The 22742-nt window shown below is 51.3% G+C and carries 16 protein-coding genes; 14 read left to right on the top strand and 2 right to left on the bottom strand.

The features are described 5' to 3' along the window. Positions 1 to 65: 65 nt before the first annotated feature. Positions 66 to 5648 (bottom strand): glycerophosphodiester phosphodiesterase family protein, encoded by a 5583-nt coding sequence (locus tag AB1S56_RS16130; RefSeq protein WP_340869576.1) that lies wholly within the window; start codon positions 5646 to 5648, stop codon positions 66 to 68. 355 nt (positions 5649 to 6003) lie between these two features. On the opposite strand from AB1S56_RS16130, the gene AB1S56_RS16125 reads away from it, so the two are divergent. The 8 genes from AB1S56_RS16125 to AB1S56_RS16090 all read left to right on the top strand — a co-directional run bounded on the left by AB1S56_RS16125 (position 6004) and on the right by AB1S56_RS16090 (position 14520). Beyond that, complete coding sequence (locus AB1S56_RS16125) at positions 6004 to 6561, top strand: hypothetical protein (RefSeq protein ID WP_340869578.1); 558 nt, start codon at positions 6004 to 6006, stop codon at positions 6559 to 6561. Between the two features lie 3 nt (positions 6562 to 6564). Beyond that, positions 6565 to 7470: a DUF6155 family protein gene (locus tag AB1S56_RS16120; protein ID WP_340869593.1), complete on the top strand. Its 906-nt coding sequence runs from the start codon at positions 6565 to 6567 to the stop codon at positions 7468 to 7470. 178 nt (positions 7471 to 7648) lie between these two features. Then, positions 7649 to 8347, top strand: a complete 699-nt coding sequence (gene sigK / locus AB1S56_RS16115) for an RNA polymerase sporulation sigma factor SigK (protein ID WP_257449546.1) — start codon at positions 7649 to 7651, stop codon at positions 8345 to 8347. 640 nt (positions 8348 to 8987) lie between these two features. After that, positions 8988 to 9968 carry a tRNA-dihydrouridine synthase gene (locus AB1S56_RS16110; RefSeq protein ID WP_340869581.1) on the top strand — a complete coding sequence of 327 codons (981 nt, stop codon included), beginning with the start codon at positions 8988 to 8990 and terminating at the stop codon, positions 9966 to 9968. A gap of 17 nt (positions 9969 to 9985) precedes the next feature. Beyond that, positions 9986 to 10429, top strand: coding sequence for a hypothetical protein (locus tag AB1S56_RS16105; RefSeq protein WP_340869582.1), 444 nt, complete (start codon positions 9986 to 9988; stop codon positions 10427 to 10429). Between the two features lie 26 nt (positions 10430 to 10455). Beyond that, positions 10456 to 11574: an RNA-guided endonuclease InsQ/TnpB family protein gene (locus tag AB1S56_RS16100; RefSeq protein WP_367903370.1), complete on the top strand. Its 1119-nt coding sequence runs from the start codon at positions 10456 to 10458 to the stop codon at positions 11572 to 11574. Positions 11575 to 12237: 663 nt separating this feature from the next. Then, complete coding sequence (spoIIP, locus tag AB1S56_RS16095) at positions 12238 to 13449, top strand: stage II sporulation protein P (RefSeq protein ID WP_340872176.1); 1212 nt, start codon at positions 12238 to 12240, stop codon at positions 13447 to 13449. Between the two features lie 480 nt (positions 13450 to 13929). Further along, complete coding sequence (locus tag AB1S56_RS16090) at positions 13930 to 14520, top strand: DM13 domain-containing protein (RefSeq protein WP_340872178.1); 591 nt, start codon at positions 13930 to 13932, stop codon at positions 14518 to 14520. A gap of 88 nt (positions 14521 to 14608) precedes the next feature. Here the strand turns inward: AB1S56_RS16090 and AB1S56_RS16085 are convergent, their stop codons facing one another. Continuing rightward, on the bottom strand, positions 14609 to 15478 hold the full coding sequence (locus tag AB1S56_RS16085) for an AraC family transcriptional regulator (protein ID WP_340872181.1): 870 nt from the start codon (positions 15476 to 15478) through the stop codon (positions 14609 to 14611). A 126-nt stretch (positions 15479 to 15604) separates the two neighbouring features. On the opposite strand from AB1S56_RS16085, the gene AB1S56_RS16080 reads away from it, so the two are divergent. From AB1S56_RS16080 to AB1S56_RS16055, 6 genes are all read left to right on the top strand, one after another. Next, positions 15605 to 16378 (top strand): phytanoyl-CoA dioxygenase family protein, encoded by a 774-nt coding sequence (locus tag AB1S56_RS16080; protein ID WP_340872184.1) that lies wholly within the window; start codon positions 15605 to 15607, stop codon positions 16376 to 16378. Positions 16379 to 16635: 257 nt separating this feature from the next. Continuing rightward, positions 16636 to 17466 (top strand): AraC family transcriptional regulator, encoded by an 831-nt coding sequence (locus tag AB1S56_RS16075; protein WP_340872187.1) that lies wholly within the window; start codon positions 16636 to 16638, stop codon positions 17464 to 17466. Positions 17467 to 17575: 109 nt separating this feature from the next. Next, entirely contained in the window at positions 17576 to 18691 is a 1116-nt protein-coding gene (locus AB1S56_RS16070) for an amidohydrolase family protein (protein ID WP_340872188.1), read from the top strand. Next, positions 18688 to 19050: a Rieske 2Fe-2S domain-containing protein gene (locus tag AB1S56_RS16065; protein WP_340872189.1), complete on the top strand. Its 363-nt coding sequence runs from the start codon at positions 18688 to 18690 to the stop codon at positions 19048 to 19050. The genes AB1S56_RS16070 and AB1S56_RS16065 overlap by 4 nt, the downstream gene beginning before the upstream one ends. Before the next feature lie 41 nt (positions 19051 to 19091). Beyond that, entirely contained in the window at positions 19092 to 20108 is a 1017-nt protein-coding gene (locus AB1S56_RS16060; protein ID WP_340872190.1) for an NAD(P)/FAD-dependent oxidoreductase, read from the top strand. Positions 20109 to 20163: 55 nt separating this feature from the next. After that, positions 20164 to 22503, top strand: coding sequence for an AraC family transcriptional regulator (locus AB1S56_RS16055; protein WP_340872191.1), 2340 nt, complete (start codon positions 20164 to 20166; stop codon positions 22501 to 22503). The last annotated feature ends 239 nt before the right edge of the window (positions 22504 to 22742 follow it).

Below are 22742 nucleotides of genomic sequence, written 5' to 3'. Positions count from 1 at the left end.
CGTCGCGAGGACGCAGGACAGCCCTTGTTGGCTTGCAAGGCTAATACCTATTAACTATTTTCTGCTTATATAAATTTGGCGAGCTTGAGGAAACGAAGCAGCAGCGTTGCCGCCTCCGCCCGGGTCATGTCTCGTTGCGGCAGCAGATAACCGTCGTCGGTTCCGTCCAGTAGGCCAATTGCCAGTGCAGCCGAGGCTTCCTCGTGCGCCCATACGAAGTCCTTGGCGTCCAGGAAGCGCTTCTCCAGCTCATTGGGCTGAAGCGCGGCCTTATCCAGCTCGGTGCCCGCATAGGCAAGTGCGCGCATCAGCATCGCGACGGCCTCTTCCCGGCGAATGTAGGCATCCGGCCTGAAGCTGTGATCCTCATAGCCGACAATAAGGCCGGCCAGCTTCGCCGTTGTCACCTCCATCGCATACCAGGCGTCGCCCGGCACGTCGTTAAAGCTCTCGCTTGTCCCAATTGGCGTTAGTCCCAGTGCTCGTACAAGCATCGCGGCGAACTCGGCGCGAGTAACGGCGTCCTGCGGCGCAAATGCGGAGTCGGATTTGCCCTGCAGAAGTCCTTTGCTTGCGGCGAGATGAACATGCTCGCGCGCCCAATGGTGGGCCATGTCCTGAAAGGAGCGATCATAGGCCGCTACTAAGTACATGCTGTTGCCGTTGCGTTTAAGCCTGGCGTTCATGCCAGAGCCGGAGGGATCCATCGTGAATGCAGCGGGCACAAAGTGCAGGCTTCCCGTGTCCGGCATATACTGAAGCACCGTTAAGCGAGACGCTTCTGTGTTCGTGGAATGAACCTTCATATCCCGCTCGGCGTAATGACGGCCGAATGGGATCGGCCAGATCCCGCCTTCCCCATCCGTCAATTCCACCTCAAACTCCACAATGCCGCTGGCCAGCGACCCTCCCGATTGGGACAGGGCTTCCATGGCGCTGCGATGGAGCTCCTCATTCGGCTCCCTGATGATGAACCGGATCGCCAGCTCATCAACCTGGCGTCCCGTAAGCCTCTCCCATTCGTCCGGATTCCACAGAGCAGCAGGGAAGCGGTATGTCGCCAGCTCATTAGAGAGGATAAGCAAACCAGCTTCGGTGCGCGCATGCTCTGGCCATGCATCAGCCTCCAATTCCAGCAGCTCGCCTTGGAAAGCTACCTCAACCTGCTCCTTTGTCGAAAAAGCTTCACGAAGCAGGCGGGAGCAATCGGAGTCGGCAGCAGCATGGATAACAGCGCTGCCTGCTTGCGGCTCAGAGCAGCCATTGTCCGCTTCGGGCTCATAGGAGCCAATGCCGCCTGGAGGAAGGGGCACATCGGCCGCTTTGATTTCAATCGCGATTGGGGCTGTGTAAAGATCGTAAGCTTGATTGTCTCCAAGCCGAGTCGTATGGCGAAGCATCACATGCGCTGTTCCCGGCGTCATGGCTGTCAGCTCCTGGCCTTCCGCTGTGAACAGCTCTGCGCCGCTCAGCCAGACGAGCTGGGGCGTAACTTCGTTGGTCGTCCGGTTATAGGCTTCGGCGATCGCTTTCAGCGTCAGCTTGTCGCCCGGCTTCATAGTGTAGCTCTCCTGCTCCGCTTCCAGCGCCACATGCCAGTCGGCGGAATAATACGCGTAATCCGTTGTAATGCCGAACACGCCCCGCAGGAAAAATGACGTATAATCCGCAAGGCCATTAATCGTCCAAGGCGAAATAACGATGCCTCTATGCTTGGAGGCTTCCATATATTGCTGTCCCATGCCAATGAAGCCGGCGTTGTAAGTCGCATTCAGCGTCTGCGTGGTACGCAGGGTGCTGCGCAGCGCCTTGCCTACATTCACGTCCGTCTCCGAGCCGCTGCCCACTAACAGACCTACAGGCATGCCCGGCATCTGCTGGGCGAACAGGCTGAGCTGGGAGGAGCTGAAGCTCATCACATTGATGAGGTCCTCGGCGTTCTGCTCGCGAATGATGCGGACAAGCGCGTCAACGGCCTTCGGGTTACCCGTCTTGATCTCCGCGTACAGCATGATGCCCTTCTCGCGGGCAAGCTCGATCTGCTCCTCCAGCGTCGGAACACGGACAAGAGGGAAGCCGTTCGGGTAAGGCTTGTTGGCGTTCAGCTCCTTAATTTGCTCCAGTGTGAAGCTCTCGACGCTACCGCTGCCGTTGGTCGTATTCTGCAGGACGGAATCGTGAATGATAACGAGATGGTCGTCGACCGTGAGGAACATATCATTTTCGATAAAATCGGCACCATTCTCGTAAGCAAGCAGGTTGCTCTCGATCGTATTCTCGGGAGATTTCGAAGGCATGCCCCGATGGCCGATAATATAAGGCTTCCTTATTAACGTCACTTCATTATTGTAGACGCCAAGCGCCTCGAACGCCGTCTCCGGCGAGCCCGTTACAAGCCCATTCGTGCCTGTGGCGATTAAGCGATGCTTCGACAGGGCGGATTCCGCTCGGCTGATCTCCTCTTTGGTCCATACCACAATGGTGCGCTGCTGCAAATAAGCAACTTGATCCCTGGAGGCGCTGGCTTCCGGTAAAATAGCGATTTTGGACCCGCTGATCGTCGTTTCCCGGCGAATATCGAGCAGATCGTCATGGGTAAGGGACCTTTGGCTGAAATCCAGAATGCCTCGCAGCATCGGCATAATGGCTCTGGCGCGCTGGATAAGCGCTCCGTCAGCGGATACGATAAACGCGTCCTCCAGCCCCTTCTGCTTCGCATAGATGGCAGCTTCATCGGCCGCTTCCTCGGATTTCACGTAGAAGGCGGGCATGATACGTCCCTCCAGCTGCTCCAGCACTTCGGCCGCTTCTGCTATAGGCGTTCCCGAAGGCGTCGTAATCCCAAGCTGATCATTGATGTGCATGATGACGGTAGCCGGCGTCTCAGGTGCATGGAGCGACTCCAGTCCCTCCACGTCGCTAATTTCCATGACGACAGTAGGCCCCATTGCAATTTTGGTATCGGGCTCATATACATCCGCGAACCGGTCCGACGGCAGAGGCGGCAGTGCCTCCTGCTGGAGCGTCACCCGAATGTTGTCGACCTTCATGCGGCTTCCGTTCGCTTGCAAGCCAATTCCTCCCTTTAAGTAGCCTCCTGCTGAATCGGTATCAATAATAACGGTATCGTTCACTCGCTGCTGCACGCGATTGCCTCTTGCAATGACGGTGTAGCGGTACATCTTGCCGGCGTCGATCCTCTCCTGGAAGGGACCTTTGTCTATAATCGACCAGCCGTTCGATGGATTGCGCTCAGCAAACTCCACGCCGTTAGCCGCCTTGGCGTCCTGTCGCACAGCCATTTGATAATAGGGATAATTGCTGTTCTGTATCCGGTACATAATGGAATGCCAGCGCGTTGGCTCGTTGGCAGCCAAGTGCGTAACATCCGCTTCAATTCTATAATCGCCGAACAGGCTCAAATAGTCAGGGAGCATAACCCGGGATGGATTGTCCGGCGCAGCGGAGGCTTGCAGCTCGAAAGCGCCGTCCCGCACGGCGGCTCTGGAAGGCGTCGTGCCTTCCAGGCGTGTCCAACCCGCTGGCATGGCGCCATCCGCCAGCTCGTCGAAGCTGTTCTCATAGAGAACATAGTCGGTTTCGCCTGCTGACTTGGCTGCCACCAAGAGGGTGAGGGTCACGCCGTCGATTTGGCCGCTGATCCCATGGACGCCCCGCTCAAGCGCAATCAGGCTGTCCCCTTGAAGGGCCACCGCGTCGCCCGACGGACTCCAGGCTATCTCATCGCCCTGCACCGTACCGCTTGAGAAATCGCTGAACGAAGCTGCGAATGTCAGGTCTCTTAGCTGAATGGGCGAGCCTACAGTTGCCAGGGTGTACCCTTGGTCGTGAGAGAGGGATACTACCTTTGCGCCAGTCTCGGATGCATGGACGATAATGGTCTCACGCACTTCGGCGTTACCATAGATAGCTGTCAGCACGGCGCTGCCCGCTTGAACGGGATACAGCTGGCCGTTCACGATTCGGAGGATATTCTCGTCGGAGGAATACAGCTTCATCCGCGAGGCTGGCACATTCTCGGTTAAGCCGTCGGAGAAGGTGGCAGAAGCTTGGAGCGTGAGCGGGCCGCTGAGCGCCTCCAGCTTCTCTGGCAGGTTCAGCGTCATGCTGTCCACAGTCAGCCGGGTTACCTTCAGATTGTCGAAGGATACATGGCTTTGATCACCCTGGAAGCCGATCTTGCCGCGCTGCAGCAAGCCGCTGTCGAAGCTTCTGTCCATCAGCAGCGTAAAATCCGTTTCGTTGTCTGGCTTGATATATTCCTTCACATTGTTGTCGAACACGCGAACCTTCATGGAATAGCCCTCGTTCAGCGCAAGAGCCTGCCACGGACCCGAAGCCATGACGGACCAGCTGTTGTCCGGCTTGCGGTAAGCGACCTCATAGGTGCCGTTCTGCCGGATCGCCATCTGGTTATAGGGCTGCTTGCCCTCAGCGGCTCCTCTGAAGATGATCGACGCCCATCTTGCGGCATTCAGTACACTATGGAATTGGATATCCGCCTCTACGACATAATTGTCCCATAACACGGGAGCTGTTACGCGCGACTGCTTGCCGGAGGCGCTGCCGTTGAACGCCAATCGGCCGCCGCTGACGGCAAAGGGAGGGCTGCCCGCGTTTGTATCGGATATCCAGCCTTCGGGAAGAGCGCCATCCGGGATATTGTCAAAGCTTTCTTCGAGCAGCACGGGATCGCTGGGACCTTGTACAATGTCCTCCTCGCTCAGCATCAAGGTGCCGTAGCCGCTTGTGTCATTCCAGAAGGACTGGGATTGATAAGCGCTCCAATAGGAGCTGCGAAGCTCGGAGGGATCGCTGCCGTAACGGTCGGTAACGCTGACCTCGAGCCCCAGCTCTCTGGACAGCTGCGGGTCGAATTGGAGCAGCTCCCAGGAGATAGCAGTCTCCAGCTCCCATCCGTCATCGGTTTTGCGAATTGCCCGCATGATGCCTTTGTCGTCCTTGCCCGCATGGCTGGACAGCGCCGCGCCAAAGCTGAATGCCGGTGTCGCAGACCCGTCGCGATACACAAAGCCAGCCTGCAGGTCTGCGCTTGCGAACGGCGCGGAGCGATGCAGGGTTGGGTCGATAAACAGGCTTATGGAGTCCTGCTGGAACCAATAGCCGGGCATATCCTGCAGCGGGGTGGAGTCGTAAGCGCGAATGCCTATGTACAAATATTGATGATCCCACAACACGCCGAATGCCGCCTGAGCCGGGAGGGGCTCGCCTTGGGTGGGAGTTAGGGCTCGTGCCACCTGCTCATTGATGCTCCAATTCGTATCATCGAGCTTGCCGTCAATCACAGGCGCGCCTGCCGTCTTGGGTACAACAAGGGAAGGACGCTCCAGCACAGCCGCATTCGTCCCCTCGGCTAGAGGCTCTTCGTGCGGCAGGTCTCCTGACTCCAACTCCTCGTTCGGCAAATCCGGGGATTCTTCCGTTCCCTGCTCCGGTGTACCAGGCTCATCCTCATCCGCAGATTCCGATATGGCTTCCTGGGTTTCACGGGTGCCTTGGCCTTCAATGGACAAGCTCTCCTCTGCAGCCGCATGGACCGGAATCAAACCCCATAACAGCGCGGCGCACAGCAAGACGGGCAGCAGCTTTGAAGCTCGATACATCATGTACTCCATCCTCTCGATTTGGATTCGGCAGGGCCGCGGATAAACGCCAAATAACCCTTTTATGCATCGGCAAGCCTCTGCGCTAGTGAGGCAATCGCAGCTTCCGATTCATAAAAGGGTTTTCTCTTGTTCTCGTACCCTCGCCATATGTTGAGCGTGTTCGCTCCCTACAAGAGTAAACCTCAATTGTAAGCGGCAGATTCGGCGGGGTTAAATGTACTGTAAAGCGAAACGCCAGCTTCACATTTGCTCCATTTTATATTTTGACAATTTCCGAGAGTAAGCGCTATAATTCTTTATTAAGAACAAATTATGATGAAATGTGCGAAAATAAGAACAATTCGGGAGTGATCTTTTGATTATTCAAGTTGCCAATGACAAACAAAAAATAGTGTTCGACCATATCTGGATGCAGGTTTGGGATGAAAAAGGCTTTGAGCACGAGCATGTTGATGGGGATTGCTTTCTCTTTTATACAGAGGGCAAGGCTGCGGGTACGGTCCAATTTGTACCTTTCCATGACCAGGCATTAGCCGAGTGGAGCGACTTTCTGCATCAAGATGCTATTGAGAGGCTTGGGCGTTATCCGGGGCAAGTATTTATCATTGATAAATTTGCCATCTCGCGGGGCTTTCGTTCCTCCAATCTCCTGGATTTGCTCATGTTCAGCCTATTCGAATATGCGGAATCGCGAGACCAGCTTTACGCTGTAGCCTTGCTGGATCCCTTATTGTATCGGCTCATTCGATTCCAATATCATTTCCGAGTGGAGAAGATCGGACCAAAAGCGATGTACAAGGGGGCGGAGGTTATACCGATTCTCATGGACAGCCGCTACTTTCTGAGTCGAAAAGCGGAGCTTGGCTGGTATCGCGAGACGGCTGCCGCGTTGTATGCAAATCAGACACCGTAGACGATTCAACAATCACAGAGCACTTACCTATATGACTTTGGAGACAGCTGGGAGCATACGGTAACACTGCTAAGCATCGAGAACGAAGCCGCTGACTACACGCCAGTCTGTCTTGGCGGCGAGCGGGCTTGTCCTCCGGAGGATGTAGGCGGCATCTGGGGCTACGAGGAGTTGTTGGAGGTGCTCGGTACACCCGATCATCCGGAACGCGAGCAAATGCTGGAGTTGGTTGGGGAAGCATTCGATCCGGAGAAATACGCCGTGGTGGATTCCAATATCCTGCTGCAGCAAATGAAGGACAAGCTTATCCCCAAGAAGCTGAGCGCCGTATCGCGAGGCAAGAAGTCGACGGAAGGAACTGCCCCCAAGACCGTGAAGCTGACCAAAACCACATTGAACAAGCATCTGAAGCAGCTAAGCCACGAGCAGCTTATCATGCTTGTCAAGGACTGCTTTGAAGTCAGTAAAGAAATGGAAAAATATTTGTCCGTACGCATTCTTGGCGAACCGGCCGCAGAGGCGCTTTTCCAGGAATATCGGAAAAAGATAGAGAACCAATTTTATCCCGATCGCGGCGAACCGAAGCTTCGTCTTCAAGAGGCGAAAAAAGCCATCTCGGAGTTCGAAAAGCTGACCGGCAGCATGAAGCATGTGTTCCAGCTGAAGCTCATCTACGTGGAGCTGGGCGTATCCTTCACCGTGGATTACGGTGATATCGATGAGCGGTTCTATAACAGCATGGTGTCTGTATATTCCGATATTATCGACCACGTGAATGACGATGAGGAAGGCGTGCTGTATGAGGAGTATAAGGATCGATTGGCGAAGATCGTCTCGGATACGAGTGGGATCGGCTGGGGATTCCATGATGAATTGGCGTATCTTCATGCCGAAATAGCTTGGGATTAATGTGAGAACATAGAAGAGTTGATTCATATGATTTTTGCCCATGAGCTTAATTCATCAATGGGCCATGCACAGATAGGCCCGTGCCCACATACAATGTACAACTGACGTTCTTGCGGGCAAGGACGAAGGCTCGGCATGAGCCGGTTGTCCTGCCAATACAGCATGGGGGGTACGGAGCATGGGATTTTTTACGGCTGTCGCTTTGTTCATTAAGCAGTTGACGCTGCTCGTGTCGTATGTGAAAAATAACGCTTTTCCTCAGCCGCTGAAGGAAGACGAGGAGGCCAAGCATCTTGCACTGATGGCGGAGGGTAACGCACACTCGCGAAATCTGCTTATCGAACATAATCTTCGCTTGGTCGCCCACATAGTGAAAAAATTCGATAACACGGGTGAGGATCTTGAGGATTTGATCTCGATCGGCACCATCGGCTTGATCAAAGCGATTGAAAGCTTCCAGACGGGCAAAGGAACGAAGCTCGCCACCTTCGCTGCCCGTTGTATTGAAAACGAAATACTTATGCATCTTCGCAGCTTGAAGAAGACGCGCAAGGACGTATCCCTGCACGATCCCATCGGCACGGACAAAGAGGGGAACGAGATCACGCTCATTGATATCCTCGGAACGGAGTCCGACGACGTAGCGGATAAAGTGCAGCTCAAGATCGAGAAGAGCAAGATTTATAAGAATTTGGACATATTGGATGACCGCGAGAAGGAAGTTGTGATTGGGCGCTTCGGGCTGGTACATGGCGGGGATGAGCGTACGCAGCGGGAGATTGCGAAGGAGCTGGGTATTAGCCGGAGCTATGTTTCAAGGATAGAGAAAAGGGCTCTTATGAAGTTGTATCATGAGTTTTATAAGGCGAAGAAGTGAGAATATAGCTACTGATGGGAAGCCGGCGATGCCGGCTTTTTCAGTCTGCATGCCTGTTTGCTACCATGGTATAATTCGAATATATGACCGTGTAAAATTAGACACCAAAGCATATGACACCTACATCGTTTATAAAAACAGGGAAGGTGCAATTGTAAAAGAATACAGCAATGGCGATATTGTTCGAATGAACGATCAGGATTTTCAACATGAATGATCCCTTGGACCATCAATGACTTCGTAACGAACATCGTCACCCATTGCGAGATAGTCAGCGTAAGTTAATCCTTCGTTTTATTGAGGAGTTGCCACATTAATCACCAACCCTTCTTAAACCAAAGTATAACTGGATGTTTGTTAGACTGCCTTTCAAATAATACTGCTCAGGCATAAGAACAATCCCAGTGCATTCAGCCTGTAAAAACGATTGCTCATTAACTTTGTCCATCATTTTTTCGTAGTGCTTAAATCGAAGCGTTGTTCAATCATTTGCATTTCGACCGTCCTCATTTAGTTCAAGCTTAGACGATAACTGAAAAAATATACGTTGATGTTATTGTATCATCCTTGATCTGACGAAAGCTGTAGCATGATGAAAATATGATATAATGGTGTTCAATTTAGCGGTTATCGTATGCGGATGAGAGGAATGGAATTTAAGTTGATCGATAATTTTTGGAAGGAATTACCTAAACCGTTTTTTGTGCTTGCTCCTATGGAAGATGTAACGAATGTTGTGTTTCGTCATGTTGTGAGTAAAGCGGGTAGACCTGATGTTTTTTTCACTGAGTTTACAAGTACTGAAGGTTACTGTAATCCAGATGCTATATATAGTGAACGCGGGAGATTATATTTTACAGAAGATGAACAGCCTATGGTTGCGCATATTTGGGGAAACAACCCTGATTATTTTAGGGAAATGAGCATTGGATTAGCTAAGCTTGCCTTTAAAGGCATTGATATTAATATGGGCTGTCCTGCTCATAACGTCGCAGCTAAAGCTAAGGGTAGCGGACTCATCCTACAACCTAATCTGGCAGCAGATATTATACAAGCTACTAAAGCAGGTGGATTGCCGGTAAGCGTAAAAACTAGACTTGGCTATACACATGTCGAGGAGTGGCGTGAGTGGTTATCACATCTATTGCGACAAGATATTGCCAATCTGTCTATTCATCTGCGAACCAAAAAAGAAATGAGTAAGGTGGCTGCGCATTGGGAGCTTATTCCTGAAATTAAACAGCTTCGTGATCAGATTGCACCCCATACCTTATTAACGATTAATGGAGATATAGCGGATCGAAAAACAGGCTTAATGCTGGCAGAACAATATGGAATTGATGGAATTATGATCGGTAGGGGTGTATTTAAAAATCCATTTGCATTTGAGAAAACACCTAGAGAGCATAGCAGAGACGAAAAAATAGAGTTATTAAACTACCATATTGATTTGTATGATACATTTGCAACAGAACTGGAACCGAGACCATTTGTTCATTTACTTCGTTTTTTCAAGATATATATAAATGGATTTGACAAGGCAGATGAGTTGAAAAATGAGCTCATGCAAACGAAGTCAACAGATGAAGTACGTCAAGTGCTGCAAAGCTTTAAGAAGTAATTTAGGTCCCTCCGAAGGTGGAACATTACCGCTCCGTTAATACCAAAGAGTCAACTGGTGTTGAAATCATCACCATTCACTCGGGAGATATTGAAATTCCCTATGTTTCAAGATTGGTAAATGCCATTGATAATCCTGATCATAGGCCCGATACTTTCGATAGTCTGACGAACAATCAAAGTGAAATTCCTTACCTACAGCTTGGCGAAGAGATACAACTGATATTGAACAAAGCTGCCCCAGTGTCACAGACTTTAGTTGATGAAATATTAAATGAAGACGGAACTCGGAAGTACAATGAGTTGTCTGCTCGAGAGGTTTTCTTTCAATTTGATGATAAATTAGGAATATTCATCAATATCGCCCAGGATACTCCCGTCTTCTATAAGCGGGGGAGGAATGGGCGTCCGGCATTAGCCGGAATGATATTTGGTGTGTTCTTGTTCTCCCTACTATGCTAAAATTAGCATAGCGAGGAGGCGAACATATGATCGTTACCGTGACGGCGAAAATCAAAATCAAACCGTCAGACAGTCAAATGATGGCCCTGCAACAAACGATGATCGCTTATCGTCAAGGCTGTAATTTTGTCTCTGCCCTTGTGTTTGAGACGAGCGAGCGCCGGCAGTCTGCCCTGCACCGAATGACGTATCGAACCCTGCGCAGCACGATGGGCCTGCGCTCTCAAATGGCGCAGTCGGTATTGAAAACGGTACGGGCTAAATACAAGACCATCTTGAGCAGCGGACATGCTTGGACACGCGTACAATTTAAGAAGCCGGAATACGATCTCGTCTGGAGACGGGATTACTCGCTAAGCGCAAAGCTATTCTCCGTCAATACGCTGCAAGGCCGCATGAAGATCCCCTTCGAAGCCAAAGGAATGGAGACTTATTACGACGGCACATGGACATTCGGTACAGCCAAGCTGGTATGCAAAAAACAGAAGTGGTTTTTGCATATTCCAGTGTCTAAGGAAATGGCCTCTCCTGAGCTTAAGGAGATTGAACACGTTGCAGGGATTGATCTGGGCATCAACTTTGTAGCTACGGTGTATGACACCGAGGGGAGAACGCTGTTTTTTCGGGGAAGGGGACTGAAACACAAACGAGCAAACTACCAACGATTGCGTTCCGAGCTGCAACGCAAACAAACGGCTTCGTCCCGCCGCAGGCTGAAGCAAATCGGAGAACGAGAAAACCGCTGGATGACCGATGTGAACCATCAGGTCAGTAAGGCACTCGTTACCCGTTATGGGGCGAATACGCTGTTTGTGCTGGAGGATTTGACAGGGATCCGCCGCAGGGCGGAAAAGGCAAAGCTGAAGTATCGGTATGTGACGGTATCGTGGGCTTTCTATCAGCTGCGTCAGATGGTGACGTATAAGGCGAAGCTTGCAGGATCGATGGCGATAGCCGTGGATCCGAAGCACACCTCGCAGGCGTGTCCCCTATGCCGCCACACGGTGAAAGAAAACCGGGATAAACGCAGGCATCGCTTTCGTTGCCAGGCATGCAGATATACAAGCAATGACGACCGGATCGGCGCCATGAATCTCTGTCTGAAGGGAAGAGAGTACCTTCTTGAAGGTGCAGGCTTAGCATGACTAGGCTTGCAGGGCAGCTGTCAGTCTGCCCATCGGTAGGCGAAGGCTTACTAGAGGATGTAACACCACGTTCTTCGGAACGCCAAAAGATCGGAGTCGCAAGACGTTCGTACGATCGGGTCGTTACAAGCCCCCACTTCAAACGTTAGTTAAGTGGGGGTCATTGACCTTAGCTCCGAATGAGGCGGCACATCTAAGTTCAAACAGTCGGAATTATGAACTGGGTTACGGGGATTTACATTTATATGTAATTGGGAAAATCAATCGATAGAGTATTCGTTTATTGTAAGAACGGACGCTTTATGAATCTAAAATTTGACCCATCGGCACGGACCAAGAGGGAAATGAAATCACGGGATCGACATCCTCGGGATGGAGTGCATGGCGGTGAGGGGCGAAGACGACAATGTGATACAGAAAATAAAGAACCTTGTGTAGGTAGCAAGGTTCTTTATTTTTTGTATATCCGCTTTATCGATCTTAACCCCTGCGAACCAAATTCAACTTTATTTGCCGTGAGTTCATTCATCAAATACGTGGGGCTTTCTATTTTAAATTTAATCCGAAAAAGGTATGAATGGAAAAGCTAGATTAGCAGGATTTCCCTCGTTTTCCGTCGAATTTTGCAGAGTATCTTTTGCGAAAAATGGGGGAGATTGTTCTTTGAAGCTGCGAAGTGCCTTATTGGGCGGTACGGCCGCCATTCTACTATTGTCAGGAGCGGGAGATGCCGCATTTGCTTCATCGGGCAAAGCTAGTCCTTCGCTCGCCGAAGGTCAAAGCATAAATCAAGCGAAGATTGTACATATCGTTGCCGTAACCAATCTGCGCAGCGGGCCTGGGATGGATTACAAGGTTGTGGCTAAAGCGCAAGCCGGAGACAGCTTTGCGATCAACGGCACCGACGGCGACTGGTATCGGGTCGCGCTTCCGGCGGGCGGGCAGGCATACGTTGCCAACTGGGTCGTGGAAACGGACGCCGAAAATCAGGCTGGCGGAGGCGAACAGCCGACCGATGTCGCTCCGAAAGCAAAGGCGGTTCACATACTAGGCGTCACTAACTTGCGGAGCGGGCCCGGCATGGAATTCGATGTCGTCGCTAAAGCAAAAAGCGGAGATACCTTCTCAATCGATGGAACGGAAGGGGAATGGTATCGCGTCGTTCTAACGAATGGCAAGCAAGCGTATGTCGCCAAGTGGGTGGTGCAAACGGATGAGGTGCCGGATAGCGATAGCAAGGTCTATATTTACCATACCCACAATCGCGAGTCGTGGAAAAACGTGGCGAGAAATACTGCGAACGGCGCTTATGACGACAAAGAAATCAATATTTCTTTGGTCGGCGAACATATGGCGGGAGTTCTGAAGCAGAAGGGCATTCCGTCCATCGCAGAGAATGCCGACATCGCTGCAAGACTGACAGAGCAAAAGCTAAACTATTCGCACTCCTATGCGGAATCCCGCAAAGCGATAACGAACGCAATCAATTCGCATGCTTCCTTGTCTTATTTTCTGGATATCCATCGGGATGCTGATTTGCCTCGAAGCACAACGGCGGTAACGATCGGCAAAAAAACTTATGCCCGCGTCATGTTCGTGATCGGCATGGCAAATCCGAACTACAAGGAAAACAAGAAATTCGCGGACGCTTTGAGCGCGGAGCTGAATAAAAAGTATCCCGGTATATCGAGAGGTGTTCTCCTCAAAGCTTCGAGCCAAGGAAACGGCGAATACAACCAGTCGATTTCCGGCGGCAGTCTGCTGCTGGAGTTCGGAGGCGTCAACAATACGCTTCAGGAGAATTTGAATACGGCCGAAGCGTTTGCAGACGTCTTCGCCGATTATTTGAAACGAGCGGATGAATTAGAAAAGTAAAAAAAGAAACCTCTCCCGGTAGATATGTGGTATATTCGACCACTCACCATCAGGAGAGGTTTTTGCTCATTAAAAGGAGTTCCCCGTTGGTTTACAACACTTGCCCATCCGCAATCAGGCGGCTTCGAAGCGCATCAGATCATAATCCACTTGCTGCACACTGATATTGCCCTCAATTGCCATCGCCGTTCAAACTAACCTCTTCTGATACGTTACGTCTCGTGCTCACGAATGATATGTGCGCGTTCCAAGCGGCAGGCTCGTGCCAAAATATTGCGCAAGGAAGGAAAGGTCATGAATGGAGATCCGCGTTTGACCAGCTACAAAAGTAACGTACGAAGTGGAGAAGGCGGTGAGCGCTGAGCGTTCGCTCCGATTGCTGGTCGCATCTCAGTTTATACTTTCGTAATAGATTCGTTAGCGACTGGTAACTGTTTTGAAGTAAGGTAAAGGGGATAGAAATACGAAACACGGAGGCCGATGATGAACAAAAAAATGGTTGCCGCATTAGGTGGGCTGGCGGTTGCTGGCGCGGTTCTCGCGGGCGGTTGGTGGCTTGCGTCCCCGCTGTTCCTGAGTCAGCAAGTGGATGAGGCATTGCCGCCTGCCCCCAGTCCAACGGTTGTGGAACGACAAGTGGAGGGAGAGCTTAAGCCTGATGCGTCGGCCACCCAATTGCCGGACAAACCCGATAAGACCGCTGCTAATCAGGATGAGAGCAGCACATCGGAGTCTGCTAGCGAGGAGTGGTCAGGAGCTTTCGTGGATGGAGATGAGCGGCATCAAGCATCCGGCCAAGTTTTCGTTGTTTTGGGCAATGACGGAAAGCGTTACTTGCGGTTCGAGGGGCTGCATGTGACCAACGGTCCAGACTTATATGTATATCTGAAGCAAGAAGGCATGGAAACATCGGATGGCATCAAGCTTGACAAGCTGAAGGGCAACTTGGGCAATCAAAACTATGAGCTGCCGGCAGACCTGGACTTGGGCAGCCATTCCGTGGTCGTCATCTGGTGCAAGGCCTTCGATGTCGATTTTGGCACAGCCCTGTTAAAGAAGGGTGGAGCTTGACTGTTGTTCGAGTTAGAGAAACATGGAGTTAATGAAATAGTAGATTTGAAACGCAAGAATGTAGCCAAAATAGGGTTTCTGTTCCAACTTAAATCCGAGCAGCATCCCGATAGGTAGCCGGCGGCATGCCTTTCACTTGCGCGAAGCTTCGTGTGAAATAATGCACGGATGCGAACCCCACCAGCTGGGCGATTTCCTTAATCGGCGTATGGGTCCGAATTAAAAGCTCCTCCGCAGCGCGAATACGTTCGTTCCGAACGATAGCCGTATAGGACTCCTTGATGTTCTCGTTAAATAATCGAGATAGATGACGCTCTGACACGTTCAAGTAGCGAGCAATATCCGGCAGAGAGAGGTTGCCAGAAAGATTATCGCGGATATAGCGCTTGGCGCGCTGAACAAGCAACGATTCGCCTGACCAATTAGTTTCGCGCATCGGTTCGCGTTCTGTACCTAGGGTTGCTGGAAATGAAGCGATAAGCGCATGCGCGATTGAAGGAAGCACTTCGTCAGATAGCATGCCGACAGCTGGGTTCGATATCAGAAGGGATTCCCACAAACGGGCGAGGGGTGATTCTGACAGCTGCTCCAGACAGACGGCTCCAAAGGTCAGGGATTCCACATAGGAAGCTAGCGCAATAGCATCCGATGCCTTCTCGTCAGGCTCGAATGCTACGTATAGCAGCTCGAGCTCGTTCACATCCTTGATTTGATGCATGACGCCAGGTTTAGAGCAGAACAACACGCCTTCACTCAGCTGATATATTCTTTCTCCTTCTGTATAGATGCCTGTTCCGCCCTTTACATAACAGATTTCGAAGAAGGAATGCTTGTGAATAGGGTTAGCAGCCAGATGATGGACCGCGCCCCAATAATGGACGATAAATCCGAGAAGATTACCTCGAAGGCTTATCGCTTGTCGATTGAGCCGTACTTCGCTTTTTTGCCATTGAATCATTATTTTAACCCTCTTTGGCGTAATTTTGCAAAAAGACGTCTTTCCAATGCAAATACGTTTTATGGATAGTATATCTATAATGAAAGGAGATTTCATCCTAGAATTATAGAAGGAGCTGTCATCCAAATGAATCAGACCGATGTACAATTTTACAAAGAAAATGGATACTTGTTAGTGAAGGGTGTATTCTCCCTGCAGGAAGTGGAAGAGATGAGGGCAGCGGTCGAAGGAATCATCCAGCGGGCAGCGCGTGCGAAGGCTGACGCCAATCATGCCTGGCAAGGCGAATTTCTGGAACCAGAACAGCTGAAGAAGCTTGTGCTTAAGGGCTTCCACGATGTTCACTATCATGATGCGTCGTTCACAAAAGCGGCCACGCATCCTAACATGGTGAAGGTATTAAACAGCATCATCGGGCCGAATGTGCAGCTCCATCATTCCAAGATGCTCGTGAAGCCGCCATCCAACGGGGCAGCGTTCCCCATGCACCAGGATTATCCTTATTTCCCGCACTTGAATCATTCCATGCTGGCCGCAAGCGTCCATCTGGATGATGCGGATACGGAGAACGGCTGCCTGTGTGTGGTGCCAGGCTCTCAGAAGCAAGGACCGATTCCTCATGTGGGTCAGCATTATCTGAATCATAAGGAGCATCCCATTTCGTCAGGTAAGCCATGCCCTGCCCAAGCGGGAGACGTCTTGTTCTTTAATTATTTGACCATCCACGGCTCCGATGTGAACCGCAGTTCAAGAACGAGAAGGAATGTCCTGTTCCAGTACCGTGACGCTGCAGACACGCCGACGAAGAATGTTCACTTTGATTGGGGCATGGGGTTAATGATCAGCGGAGTAAATCCTGACTTCAATCGTGCAAAGCCTAACTATCGAATAGAGGAATAATGAACAGACAAACCAGGCATTCCGTGTTTTCATGGAATGCCTGTTTGCTGTTGTATATTGCTCATTCGCTCAGGAATATGTGGTTTAAATCAAGCGTGAAATCGGGATATAGGCTGATCGGAACGAGATCGGTCTTAAAATATTGACCAGAACGTTCGAAGGCAGCGTTGTTGAATGGCAGAATTATTTGTTTGTGTGCGCTCAGTATGGGCGCTATGTTACGATTATTTGAAAAGCGACGAAACGGTGGGAGCGCCATGGATTATGCGTTTTTTAATAAATTTATACCGCGTATTAGCGAAGTGACGAATCGAAGCCTGCCGCTTTGGGAGTCCACGGATTATCAGATTGTAAGAGACAGGACGGCTCTTCATTCGTTGGGATATGTATACGGCGGGGAGGGGCGGTTGGAATACGCGGGAGCGAGCATACATCTAGCTCCGGGCGTGCTGTTCCAGATATGTCCAGGTTATGCTATGAAGGTGTATTCGAGCCGCGAAGCGCCGCTAGCCTTTTATTCCTATCTGTTCCGCTATCGAATGGTTAATTGGGAGCAAGGCTCGTTGTCGGACGCAGAGAGCAGTGGCCCCTTGCCGCTAGAGCTCGTGCACGCGGGATCCATGATGCTGGAGGTTGAAGCGGAATTTCGCAAGGCATACGAGCTGTGGTCGGCCAAGGACAGCGGTTATGATTGGCACGTGAAGCTGCAATTTCTGCAGACACTTCGTCTGTTGCAGTCGCTCCGCTGCAATCGCGAGTTAGACTCAAGCGGCAAGCAGGCGGTACGGCGATCCATTGAGCGTATGAAGGCGGATTTCGCGCAGCCGTTGTCACGCACGGAATTAGCTGAGGCCGCGGCCGTATCACCCGGCTATTTCTCCTCCTTGTTCAAGACTCATACCGGTCTTAGTCCCATTCAGTATTTGAATAAGATTCGACTTGACCATGCCAAGCAGCTGCTTCGGGACACGACTGTGCCCGTCAAGGAAGTTTCAGAGCAATGCGGCTTTGAGGATTCCTTCTATTTCTCCAGACTATTTCATAGAGAGACAGGAATGTCCCCTAGAGATTATAGAAATTCGATCTGACAATTGTCCAGATTCTTATCCCTTTTCTTCATGTACCTGTTGGGTGGCCGCGTTGTAGAGTAGAGCTAAGCAAACCCTAACCCTAAAGGAAGAAGAGGAGACGAGAACAATGGCCAAACCACGTATTATCGATGCGGATGTGCATAATGCTATAGCCCAACCTAAGGACCTGCTCCCCTATCTGCCCCGAGCCTGGCATTCATACTGGCTGTCAGCCGGTCCGGCTTACGGCGGAGGCTGGGTGTCGCCGATCAGCGTTCTGCGAAAGGATGCGAAGACCGATGACGGCGGTATGCCGGGCAGTGATCCCCATTACATGCTCAAGCATCACTTCGAGAAATACGGCATTGACTACGGAATATTAACGGGGTCGGGTATTCTTGGGATATCTGTTAATCCGAATCCGGATTATGCCAACGTTCTAGCAAGCGCTTACAATGATTGGTTGATTGAAACCTGGATGAAGGCAAGTCCAGTGTACAAGGGCTCCATCCTTATCAATCATTCCGATCCGCAAGCGGCAGCGAAGGAAATTGATCGAATGGCGAAGCATAAGGATATGGTGCAGGTCATTATGTGCAGCGCTTCAAGAATGCTGTACGGGCAGCGGTTCTTCCATCCCATCTATGAAGCTGCTGAACGCAACGGCTTGCCGGTTGCCTTCCATCCGGGGACGGAAGGTCGTGGCATCTCGGGCCCGCCGACCCCTTCCGGTTACCCTACATCGTATTTCGAGTGGCACAATATACTGCCGATCAACTATATGGCTCACGTCAACTCGCTTGTGTGCGAAGGCGTGTTTGAGAAGTTCCCCAAGCTGAAGGTGGTTGCAATTGAAGGCGGAATTGCCTGGCTGCCTCATCTGATGTGGCGAATGGACAAAAACTACAAGGGGCTGCGCGATCAGGTGCCATGGCTGAAGCGTCTTCCTTCGGAATATATTCTGGAGCATATTCGGCTGACGACTCAGCCGATCGAGGAGCCGCGAAACAGCGAGCATCTGAATCAAATTCTGGATATGGTCGATGCCGGCCGAACTGTCATGTTTTCGTCCGATTATCCGCACTGGGACTTCGATAATCCGCGTATGGCGCTAGCGCCAATCCGCAAGGACCTGCGATCTCGAATACTGGCGGACAATGCCATGGAGCTGTACGGCCTGCAAGACGTCCCCGACTCCAGCCCCTTGGCGACTGAGTCCTCCGAAGGGGGAGTTCGTCCATGAGTAGTCCGACAGCCCGCTACCCCGTCTGCAAAGTTGAAGACTTGAAGAGCGAGGGCCGCATTATAACGACGGTTAAGGGCGTGGAGGTAGGCATATTCTCTGTAGGAGACCGGTATTATGCATGGCGCAATATGTGTCCGCACGGTGCGGCGCCGGTATGCGAAGGTGTCGTGTGCGGTACGAGGCTTCCATCTCTTGTCTATGAGTATAAATACGGGAGGGAGCAAGAGATATTGAGATGCCCATGGCACGGCTGGGAGTTTGATCTCACGACGGGCAGGCATCTGGTAGACCAAGATGTGAAGCTGAGAGGCTACCCGGTAGAAGTTGCCGAAGGCCAGCTTTATCTTGTGATGTAAGGATATGCGAAAACCCAATTTTGTGAAATCGGAGGCAATTCATGGTGTCCAGCACGTCTGAATCGACAATTGAAACAGTGGATCTTATCATTATCGGAGGAGGGCCTGCCGGCCTGTTCGCAGCGTTCTACGGCGGCATGCGTCAGGCCTCTGTGAAGCTGATTGAAAGCATGCCGCAGCTTGGCGGCCAATTAGCGGCGCTCTACCCTGAGAAATATATATATGATGTAGCCGGATTTCCTAAAGTAACAGCCGGGGAGCTAGTGGACCGGCTCATCGAGCAGCTCGATGAATTCGAGACGGGAATTGCATTAGAGGAGAAGGTATTGTCCGTGTCCAAGCTCGAAGAGCGGCTGTTCCGTGTCAAGACGGACAAGGCGGTCCATTATGCCAAGGCCGTTATTATTACGGGCGGCGTAGGCGCATTTGAGCCAAGACGTCTGGAGCTCCCTGAAGCTGCCAGATATGAGGGGATAAATTTACATTATTTTGTAGGCGACCACGCACAATTCAAGGGAAAACGTGTGCTGATCAGCGGCGGCGGCGATTCGGCAGTGGATTGGGCGCTTATGCTGGAGCCTGTTGCGGCTTCCGTCACGCTGATTCATCGCAGGGACAAGTTCCGCGCGCACGAGCATAGTGTGGAGACCTTGCAGCGATCCACCGTTCGAATTGTGACGCCGGTGGAGCTGACTGGGCTGCACGGGGCTGAAAGTATAGAGGCTGTAACGTTGAAGGATACCAAGTCAGGCGAGGAGAGCAGATATGAGGTTGATGCCGTTATCGTAAATTACGGATTTGTTTCCTCGTTGGGGCCAATCGCCGAATGGGGGCTGTCAATTGAAGGGGGCTCTATCGTTGTTGATACACGTATGCAGACCAGTATTCCCGGCATCTTCGCAGCAGGTGATATAACGACGTATCCGGGCAAGCTCAAGCTTATTGCGGTCGGCTTCGGGGAAGCGCCTACTGCCGTCAACAACGCGAAGGTGTACATCGATCCCGGGGCGAAGCTGTCTCCAGGTCATAGCAGCCACCGCAAGCGTGAGACAGTTTAACACTTATGTCTTAATCGTGTTTAACTAAAGTCAATAGGTATTGGAGGGACGGCATATGTTAGGTAAACTCACTTTTTCGGGAATCCGCAGAATGAATATGTTCTGGCGATTTTTTTTAACATTTCTCGTATTCATCCTTGTTCCTTCCATATTAGCCAGCCTGTTTATCTATACCTATGTGACGGATCTGCTGGAGCGCGAGATGGAGAAGTCGAGTCAGACCGTCATCGCCCATTTTGCGGATAGGACTGACGAGATGATTAATGCGCTGCAGAACGACATGATCAAGCTGCTCGGTTACTCCGGTCTGGACCATTATTTGCGAATGCAGGACCAGTATTCCGATTCCATGGATCGCAATGAGCTGCTCGGAGCGTTTATGTCGCAGATGTCCGCGATGGTGGCGGGACATCCTCTCGCGGAAGATGCTTATTTCGTGCTGACTGGACATGATTTGGTCGTGCATCCTACTGGGAGCTTCGACAGGGAAGTTTTTTTCTCGTATATCAATCATATTGACGGGATGGACGACGAGCAAGTAAAGGCCTTGTTCAGCGGTAAAAAAATGATGGATTTCACCAATGTGCAAACGATCGAGGAGTTTGCCCTTTACGGAGATGTGCCACTTAACTCCCGCAGGTACACCTCGGCGATGATGAGCTATCCCTATAATTCACCCCATCCAACGGCTTATCTGGTTGTAAATATTGATGTAGAGCGTCTCCGAGACCAGATCCAAATCCGCAGCAGCAAGCTGTTCGAGACGGCAATTTTTAGTCGAAGCGGAGAGGTGCTGAGCTACACGGGCCAGGGGATGCCGAACAGCGACGATCTGATGAGGGCGATCACCTCGGCGAACGGCTCGGAGGTGCAAATTCGGGCGGGGGACAGGGAATGGAGGGCGTTGGGCCTGCAGCTTGGTCGCCATGATTGGTTCTACATCGGATTGACGGACATCAAAGAGCTCAATCGGACGGGGGATCACATAAAACGAGGCAGCGTGCTGCTGCTGTTGCTGCTCGGGCTCGCGGGCGTGTTGCTTTCCTACCTCGCCAGCAAGAAGATGTATATACCGATCCGGGAAATTAAGGAGGAGCTGGAGATCGGACGCCGCAAGGCGAACCTGCCGTATGACGCGACTGGGAACGAGCTTGAGAAGATTAGAACATGGGCCAAGCATCTTATGTCGGAGCATCGGGATATGTCTGTTCAGATCGATGGAATGTCTCCGATCATGCATGAGATATTTTTGGGCAAGATCCTTCTTGGCGAATTTCGAGATGAGCTCTCAATCGCATATTACGCGAAGGAAATTGGCTTTCGGGCCCATAAGCAATGTGAGCTTGCGGCGCTCTGCATCGAGCTTGTGTACGCACCGGATATTACAGAGACAGCTAAATCCTATATGATGATTGATCTGAAGAGTCGATTGGAGCGGCTGCTGAAGGAAGCAGTCTGGTTATGTTCACTGCATAAGAATTTACTGGTCTGCATTCCACAGCTAAGGGACGGCGAAAATACGACTCGGGAGCTCTTGGCGAAGGCAGACGAAATCGCTGTGCTGCTAAGGAGTCAAAGCGACAGGTACCGTGCCGCGATTGGTGTTGGATATCCAGTGTCGACGATGGCGGAGCTGCATCAATCTTACACACGGGGCAAGCGGATGCTGCGGCTCAAAAGTCTGGATGACAGCGTAATGGTCTATAGCGGCCTAACTGATTCTGAGGAACGGACTGCATTTGACAGCTTTCTGCCCGCCGAGCAGATTGGACAGCTTCTGGCTTGGTATCGGGCGAATCAATATGACAATATACTGGTGCTGGCTCTGGAGAGGATTGACCAAGCGGAGAAGCTTAAAGCACCAGCGCATTCTGTCAAGCAACTAAGCGCAGATATGCTTAATGCGTGGATACGGGCGGTTGCCTCGGACAACCGCCACGACTTCAGCCTGGAGCAATATGCTTCCCTTTACAAGCGGTTAGAGGAATGCTTCACCTGGGAGGAGCTCCGGCAATTTTTTTACGATACCGCCTCGGAGCTGTTCGTTGAGAGTGAACCCAGAAGCCGTTCAGAGCAATTCCAGGAGGTGGCAGAATATATTCGTTCGCATTATGCTGAGGACCTGACCATTGAGCAGTTAGCTGGAGGCATGAAGATGTCCGTGGGCCATTTCAGCCGAAGCTTTAAAGAAGCGATTGGCGACAGGTATATCGATTATTTGACCCGCTGCCGGATCGACGCCGCTCAGAAGCTGCTTCGCGAGACCGATATGAAGATCGACGATATCGCAACCGACGTTGGTTATTTGGGTCGCAATTCCTTTATCAAGACATTCCGCAAGCTAGTGGGCATTACGCCCGGCAAGTTTCGAGATGCATGCAGGAACGAACTATAACCGGGAAACACCGCTTGCCTCTACAGAGACATGCGGTGTTTTTCATCTGAGGCTTCTCGCCGCAAGGGTCCATTTTCCCCCATATCGAACTACGCAAATTACGCCCCTTATGTTTGCCAGGCCGCTCAACCAGAGGCTATATCATATATGGTGTCGTCTACAAAAATGATCCCTATACGACGTTCCGGCCAGCTTGCTACGATAGAGCCGTACAAATCATCCTATCGACATGTCAAGGA

This window comes from Paenibacillus sp. PL2-23 (assembly GCF_040834005.1).
Classification (GTDB): Bacteria; Bacillota; Bacilli; order Paenibacillales; family Paenibacillaceae; genus Pristimantibacillus.
Note: the sequence above shows the minus strand (reverse complement) of the source record. Positions and strands in the feature narration are given on the sequence as shown.

What these genes read in the sequence shown, in the direction of transcription:
- AB1S56_RS16130 (WP_340869576.1), bottom strand. Translation starts at nt 5,648, where the DNA reads ATGATGTATCGAGCTTCAAAGCTGCTGCCCGTCTTGCTGTGCGCCGCG.
- sigK (WP_257449546.1), top strand. Translation starts at nt 7,649, where the DNA reads ATGGGATTTTTTACGGCTGTCGCTTTGTTCATTAAGCAGTTGACGCTG.
- AB1S56_RS16110 (WP_340869581.1), top strand. Translation starts at nt 8,988, where the DNA reads ATGAGAGGAATGGAATTTAAGTTGATCGATAATTTTTGGAAGGAATTA.
- AB1S56_RS16100 (WP_367903370.1), top strand. Translation starts at nt 10,456, where the DNA reads ATGATCGTTACCGTGACGGCGAAAATCAAAATCAAACCGTCAGACAGT.
- AB1S56_RS16090 (WP_340872178.1), top strand. Translation starts at nt 13,930, where the DNA reads ATGATGAACAAAAAAATGGTTGCCGCATTAGGTGGGCTGGCGGTTGCT.
- AB1S56_RS16085 (WP_340872181.1), bottom strand. Translation starts at nt 15,478, where the DNA reads ATGATTCAATGGCAAAAAAGCGAAGTACGGCTCAATCGACAAGCGATA.
- AB1S56_RS16080 (WP_340872184.1), top strand. Translation starts at nt 15,605, where the DNA reads ATGAATCAGACCGATGTACAATTTTACAAAGAAAATGGATACTTGTTA.
- AB1S56_RS16075 (WP_340872187.1), top strand. Translation starts at nt 16,636, where the DNA reads ATGGATTATGCGTTTTTTAATAAATTTATACCGCGTATTAGCGAAGTG.
- AB1S56_RS16070 (WP_340872188.1), top strand. Translation starts at nt 17,576, where the DNA reads ATGGCCAAACCACGTATTATCGATGCGGATGTGCATAATGCTATAGCC.
- AB1S56_RS16065 (WP_340872189.1), top strand. Translation starts at nt 18,688, where the DNA reads ATGAGTAGTCCGACAGCCCGCTACCCCGTCTGCAAAGTTGAAGACTTG.
- AB1S56_RS16060 (WP_340872190.1), top strand. Translation starts at nt 19,092, where the DNA reads ATGGTGTCCAGCACGTCTGAATCGACAATTGAAACAGTGGATCTTATC.
- AB1S56_RS16055 (WP_340872191.1), top strand. Translation starts at nt 20,164, where the DNA reads ATGTTAGGTAAACTCACTTTTTCGGGAATCCGCAGAATGAATATGTTC.